This window comes from Clostridium sp. KLE 1755 (assembly GCF_000466465.2).
Classification (GTDB): Bacteria; Bacillota; Clostridia; order Lachnospirales; family Lachnospiraceae; genus Eisenbergiella; species Eisenbergiella porci.
Window position 1 is genome coordinate 37,273 of sequence record NZ_KE992777.1, and the last position, 6,693, is coordinate 43,965.

Sequence of the window (6,693 nt, forward strand, 5' to 3'; positions counted from 1 at the left end):
CGGCCGAACTGTTACTGCATCCGCCCATGATAAGTCGCCTTCGGCGAGGGGCGGATGCCTGCTGCCACCACGTTTTCTCACGGTTTGCGCAGTGAATGCGCAAACCTGCCTGAACTGATACGCTTTTTTCGTCCTGCTTTTTGCGGCCGTTGACAAAGCGGCGCGGCCGAACGTATAATAATTGCGTATGCAATGACACAGGACGGAGGAAAAGCAATGGATAAAAATGGCGGCTGGCGGAGGGGAAAGGCAGCGTTTCTCAACCAGCTGTGGCAGTGTACATGGAAGGATGCGGCAATTACCTTTGGAGTGCTTTTCATAGCCACGGCTGCGGCTTTTGTGTATTACAGAATATCGGCCAGCAATATTAATGTAGTGATGTTTTATACCCTGGCCCTGCTGTTTATTTCGCGGCTGACCAGCGGATATCTGCCGGGGATTGCAGCGGCGATGGTGAGCGTGGTATGCGTGAATTATCTTTTTACCTATCCCTATTTGCAGCTGAATTTTACGCTGGACGGATACCCGGTTACCTTTATCTGTATGCTTGTGGTCTCTGTGATAACCAGCGCATCCGCATCCCATATGAAGCAGCAGTCCAGGATTCTGGCCGAGCGTGAAAAAATGCTGGCTGAGGCCGAAAAGGAAAAAATGCGCGCCAATCTGCTTCGTGCGGTTTCCCATGACCTGCGCACTCCGCTGACCGGCATTATCGGCGCCAGCAGCTCCTATCTGGAAAACGAGGAAAAGCTGGATACGGATGAAAAAAGGGCGCTGGTCAGCCATATCGGCGAGGATGCCAACTGGCTGCTGAATATGGTGGAAAATCTGCTGACTGTCACCCGTATCAGAAATGATTCCGCCAGCGTGAACAAATCCTTAGAGCCGGTGGAAGAGGTTATGTCCGAAGCCGTATTCCGTCTGAAAAAGAGAATACCGGATGCCAATATAAGGGTGCTTCTGCCGGAGGAATTTGTCATGATTCCCATGGATGCGACGCTGATAGAGCAGGTTCTGGTAAATCTTATGGAAAATGCGGTTTTTCATGCGGGAAGTACGGAGCCGATAGAATGCCGCGCCGAAATAGGCAGGGATACGGTTACCTTTTTTGTGACGGATCAGGGCGTGGGAATTGACGAGGATAAGCTGGAAACCATTTTTGACGGAACAGGGCAGACGGAAAACAGCAGCGCTGACGGACACAAGGGAATGGGAATTGGACTGTCGATCTGCAAGACGATCATAGTTGCCCATGGGGGGACCATAAGCGCCAGGAATCTGGAACGGGGAGCGCAGTTTGGTTTTACCCTGCCCAGGGGAGAAGCAAATGAAGACTGACGGTAGCGGTTTGGTTATATGAACAGCTACGGCTGACGAAGGAGAAAAACAATGCAGGCAAAGGTAACCATTCTTATCATAGAGGATGAAAAAAATATATGTGATTTCATAGCAACGACCCTGAAGGCGCAGGGCTACAAAACGATTACAACGGGCCTTGGCAGGGAGGGAATTTCCCTCACAGCCTCCCAGTGCCCGGACGTGATCCTGCTTGATCTGGGGCTGCCGGATGTGGACGGCATGGAGGTTATAAGACAGGTCCGTTCCTATTCGGCCATTCCCATAATCGTCATATCCGCAAGGACGCAGGAGAAAGAAAAAGTAATGGCGCTGGATCTGGGAGCGGATGATTATATCACCAAGCCCTTCGGCTCCTCCGAGCTTTTGGCAAGAATCCGCACTGCGCTGCGGCACGGGAACCGTCCGGTGGGAGGGAGCGCAATGGTTGACCGCCCTTATAAGGCCAAGGGGCTGGTTATTGATTTTGACCGGCGTCTGGTGACGGTGGAGGGGGAAGCGGTCCATCTTACCCAGGTGGAGTTTAAAATCGTGTCCTTCCTCGCCAGGAATGCAGGCCGGGTCATGACCTATGACACTCTTATTTCCCATGTATGGGGGCCATATGCAGACGATAACAACCGTATTCTCAGAGTGAATATGGCCAACATACGCAGAAAGCTGGAAAAAAATCCGGCAGAGCCCCAGTTCATCCTGACGGAAATCGGGGTTGGCTACCGGATGGCTGAGGACGAAAATCAGGAAAACGATACGGAGTAGCGCTTATTTAAAAGGCGCCGGGAGGATAAAGAAAAATATCCTGCCGGCGCCTTTTATGTATTTATGGACACGAATGATTTTCGTTTGATTAAAACTATGCCTGTGTGGCTCCGAAATCAATAGGAGCGTCGGAGGCGGCGGGAGCGGATGCCGGAATGGCTTCTTCAAATTCTTCCTCGTAATCCTCATCCCTCTGGGGAGCAATGGTCCGTACATTCACGCCATTTACTTCTATATGATCATTTACCGTGATCACCAGGCATTCCTTGCCGTCAATAATTCTTGTCTCGATTAAATCCGTGCGTTCGGGATTGACCTTAATCACCACATCCGGCGTCTCGATGTTAAATTTCCGGACACTGGCAATATTTGTGGCAAGCAGGGAGGCCTTTTCCCCGGCAGCGGCTTCAAAGGTCTGGTCAAAGGTTTCCATTTTTTCTTCAGGAACGCCGCTCAGCTCGAAAAGACGCTTTACATCCGGCTTGGTGAGCACGAGAGGGTCGGGAGAATCCTTGGTCTCCTCCACCATTTCCGTCAGATGCTCATGGATATTCTTAACGACCTCATAATCACAGTCTTCACCCAGCGTATCCTCAATCAGATAATTAAAGGTTTCCTTCTGGCTTTCTGCCGTGAGAGGGATGAGCGTGCAGCCAAACATGTTCTCTATGAACTCCGGCTGCAGTTCTTCCGCCTGCTTGGAAAAATAAAGCATGGAATGGATATCGGAATTACGGTCGTTGAAGGCCGGGAACAGAAAGCCCTTGGCCGGCGGATCAACAATCCAGTCACGAATCCGGTTTTCAATATTGTTGGTTTCCGTGTTGTAGAAAAGGCCCGGCTTTGAGAGCTTGACCGGACAGAGGCTGCAGAGCAGGTACTCATAGACATCCTCGGAGGCATCGAACATTTCCGAGCCATCGGTGGATTTTCCGGGGATATCGTAAGCCACATGGATGAGGATGATGTAATAATTTTCCGGAAAATAGTAGTTTTCAATTACTTTCTGGTAAAACTCCTCCAGCAGGACATCATCCTGGAGCTTGCTGTCACGCAGCTTCAGCAAAAATTCCTGGGGGCCTCCCGGATTTTCCGCATCCAGGGGAAATTCCAGGTTCAGCAGATTTTTTCCCAGAGTGCCGGAAAGGGTCTGCTTGAAAATATTAAAATATTTAAAGGTTTCTTCTTCAGGAAGGGAAAGGAACGCTTCCTTGATCTGTGTTTTGATGTTTTTTTCTCCGTCCACGTAGCAGCCGCAGATACGGGAAATGGAACATTTTTCGTGGGTATACTGCTTTCTGATTTCAAGGACTTCTTTTTTGTTCATACATTTACCTCTTTTTATATAGAAACGTCCTATAGGACGATCCTGTTTGCATGGAAGGCGGGGCAGTTGTTATGATAGCATATTTTTCACTGAAAATCAATTTGGGCAGGCGCCGTCATGTTGGGCAGGCGGCGTCAGCAGGTTTTGGCAGGCAGGCGGCGTCAGCAGATAGAGGAAGTTTTCAAAGCAGACGCCCTGGGGCTGCGGAATATGCAGCTCAGAGGATGCCTTGGTGCAGGTGCGGACAAAGGCGGCGGCCTTTTCCACAGAAGCGGGGAAAGGTATGCCGTTTACAGCGTCGGCAGCTATGATGGAAGCAAAAATGTCCCCGGTTCCCGGCCGGGATTCCCCTGCGGCGTGCATCCGGCAGCAGCTGTGAAGGCGGCCGGCCTTTGCGGCGTTTTCATCAGCTGCGGCTGCGCCGCTGTTGCAGGAGATAAAATTAATGAAATCTTCCTGCTCCTGCATGCCCGTAATCACAATCCGATCCGGTCCCATGGCATGCAGCCTGTCCGCGAGCGCTGTCAGTTCTTCCGCCGTCCAGCCGGATTCCCGGTAAGGGATGTCCGCCAGAAGGCAGGCCTCCGTAATATTGGGGGTGATGATATCAGCCAGGGAAAGAAGCTCCTTCATCCGTGCGCAGTGCTCAGGGGTGACGGTGCGGTAGGCTTTTCCGTGATCACCCATGACGGGATCGAGAATTACTGCGGGCCGTGCCGACAAGGCTTTCGACTCCTGTATTTCTATCTGGGAAACAAGAAAATCCCTGACGATTCCGATTTGCTCCACGCTGCCGAGAAAACCGCAGTAGATCCCGTCAAAGGTCAGCTCCAGCTCCTGCCATTTTTCCAGGTACTGCGGCAGGATAGGGGTGCAGTCGTGCATAAAATGAACCGGAAAGCCGGTATGATTGGAAAAAACTGAGGTGGGAACCGGGCAGACCTGGACTCCCATGGCGCTGATAATGGGCAGGGAGACGGTGGTGGAGCAGCGGCCGTAGCCTGCAATATCGTTGATCATGGCTATTTTTTTCGGAATTCCGCAGCTGATTCGTGCTTGCTCCGTCATGTTTTGAACTGTCATGGAATTATACTTCCTTTTCTGAAAATATTGTTATTATAATGCAGGCAGTGCGGAGGAGAGATAGCTTCCGTAAGCTGCCTGCGGCATTACAACTGATTCGCAGGCGGGTGGATTATTGCCTGAACCAGTCTATTATAACAAAAACAACGGCACTCCGGCTACCGGAATGTCGTTGTTTTAAGAAATTATTTTTTAGTTCAGAAGATTATTTCGCTTCGTCTGTTTTCCCGATTTTGAAGAAAAGGCCTGCCTTCTGAAGCGCCGGGCGCAGGGCCATATAAACGGCAACAGCTACGATTGTGGAAAGTACGGCATTGATGGAGGTGGAAGCGATGTTCCAGGCCAGGGTGATGTCCGCCGCGGGTTTTCCAAGGATCAGCAGCTTATAGAAATAGCCCACCAGGGGATCTGCTACCATATTAAAGGCGAGGCCGCCGATTGCGGCAAACAGCGTCCACTGGAAGATTTTCTTTTTATCGCTGATATGTGTGATTTTGCCGCATTTATGTGCGATAAGGCCGGTGATCAGGCCGATGCACAGCTTCAGCAGGAAGGTTTTCGGCGCATATACCACATATACCGGGTCAAAAATATCGCCGATGGTCATTCCCAGAGCGCCGCCGATGCCTCCGTAAAGCCCGCCCAGAATCAGGGCGCCAAGGACGCATACCGCGTTACCCAGATGGATGGATGTGGCATCTCCGCCGGGCAGGGTGATTTTAATCTGCAGAAAGGTGAATACCACATAGGACAGGGCGGCAAATACGCCTGTCATTACCAGCTTCTGTACTTTTTCATTTCTCATAACTGTCTCCTCCTCAAATTAACGGTTTTGGTACTTTTTTATCATATCCAGGAAAAAAGCATGGACGGCAGGGTTATCCGTAAGCTCCGGGTGAAAGGACATGGCCAGCTGGCTGCCAAAGCGTACGGCGGCGATCTGTTCACCCTCCGGCCTTTGTATGGCGGCCAGAATTTCCGTTTCCGGCGAAGCGCGCAGGATGAGCGGGGCGCGGATAAAGGTCATGGGGACGGGGCCGATTCCTTTAAAGTCCCCTTCGGTACGAAAGCTTCCCAGCTGTCTTCCGTAGGCATTTCTGCGGACAGTGACGGGGAGTGTGCCGAAGCAGACGGGGCCGGCATCCTCTTTTTTGCGGGCAAGAAGAATCAGCCCGGCGCAGGTTGCGAGGACGGGCAGACCGTTCTCCAGCATTTCCTTAAGCGGTTCATAAAGCTCCAGCTCCAGAAGAAGCTTGTGCATAACGGTGCTTTCGCCTCCGGGAAGCACAAGGCCATCCGGCGGTCCGTCCGCCAGGTCTTTTTTCTGCCTGATTTGAAAGCATTGGGCGCCCAGGCTTTTCAGCATGGCCTCATGCTCCAGGAAAGCACCCTGTACGGAAAGAATTCCTATTCTCACGGCTCTGGCTCCTTTACTTTCCTCTTTCTGCCATCAGGAGCTGAATTTCAGACTCGTTGATGCCGACCATGGCTTCGCCCAAATCCTCGGAAAGGGAGGCAAGAAGCGCCGCATCCTGGTAATTGGTGACGGCTTTGACGATGGCCGCCGCGCGTTTGGCGGGATTGCCGGATTTGAAAATGCCGGAGCCCACGAAAACGCCTTCTGCACCCAGCTGCATCATCAGGGCCGCGTCGGCAGGGGTGGCGATGCCGCCCGCTGCAAAATTCACCACAGGGAGCCTGCGGTTTTCATGGACATACTGAAGCAGCGTGAAGGGAACCTGAAGCTCCTTTGCGGCTTCAAACAGTTCGTCTGGCCTGAGTGAGGCGATGCGGGCGATCTCACTGTTCATTTTACGCATATGGCGCACTGCCTGAACGATATCGCCGGTGCCGGGCTCTCCCTTGGTGCGGATCATGGATGCGCCCTCGCTGATACGGCGCAGCGCTTCTCCCAAATCCCTGGCGCCGCAGACAAAAGGGACGCGAAACGCCGTTTTATCAATATGATAGACGTCATCTGCCGGGGAGAGGACTTCGCTTTCATCAATATAATCTATTTCTATGGCTTCCAGTATCTGCGCCTCCGCGAAATGGCCGATGCGGCATTTCGCCATGACGGGGATGGATACGGCCTCCTGTATGCCGCGGATCATTTTGGGATCGCTCATACGGGATACGCCGCCGGCAGCCCGGATATCGGCGGGGGG

General features: G+C 52.2%; 7 protein-coding genes. 2 read left to right on the forward strand and 5 right to left on the reverse strand.

From position 1 onward, the window contains the following. Positions 1-216 precede the first annotated feature (216 nt). Positions 217-1,338 (forward strand): sensor histidine kinase, encoded by a 1,122-nt coding sequence (locus tag HMPREF1548_RS25750; protein WP_025491304.1) that lies wholly within the window; start codon positions 217-219, stop codon positions 1,336-1,338. Between the two features lie 51 nt (positions 1,339-1,389). Beyond that, positions 1,390-2,115: a response regulator gene (locus HMPREF1548_RS25755; protein ID WP_021639715.1), complete on the forward strand. Its 726-nt coding sequence runs from the start codon at positions 1,390-1,392 to the stop codon at positions 2,113-2,115. A gap of 94 nt (positions 2,116-2,209) precedes the next feature. Here HMPREF1548_RS25755 and HMPREF1548_RS25760 read toward each other — a convergent pair whose 3' ends face one another. The 5 genes from HMPREF1548_RS25760 to pdxS all read right to left on the reverse strand — a co-directional run. Beyond that, positions 2,210-3,442: a DUF4317 domain-containing protein gene (locus tag HMPREF1548_RS25760; RefSeq protein WP_035324007.1), complete on the reverse strand. Its 1,233-nt coding sequence runs from the start codon at positions 3,440-3,442 to the stop codon at positions 2,210-2,212. Positions 3,443-3,538: 96 nt separating this feature from the next. Continuing rightward, positions 3,539-4,525 (reverse strand): pyridoxamine kinase, encoded by a 987-nt coding sequence (locus HMPREF1548_RS25765; protein WP_021639718.1) that lies wholly within the window; start codon positions 4,523-4,525, stop codon positions 3,539-3,541. 205 nt (positions 4,526-4,730) lie between these two features. Continuing rightward, a complete protein-coding gene (locus HMPREF1548_RS25770) occupies positions 4,731-5,330 on the reverse strand; it encodes an ECF transporter S component (RefSeq protein ID WP_021639719.1) in 600 nt (199 codons plus the stop codon). Positions 5,331-5,348: 18 nt separating this feature from the next. After that, entirely contained in the window at positions 5,349-5,942 is a 594-nt protein-coding gene (gene pdxT / locus HMPREF1548_RS25775; RefSeq protein ID WP_021639720.1) for a pyridoxal 5'-phosphate synthase glutaminase subunit PdxT, read from the reverse strand. Between the two features lie 13 nt (positions 5,943-5,955). Continuing rightward, positions 5,956-6,693 (reverse strand): pyridoxal 5'-phosphate synthase lyase subunit PdxS (gene pdxS / locus HMPREF1548_RS25780; protein WP_021639721.1); only part of this gene is annotated, 738 nt, incomplete at its 5' end.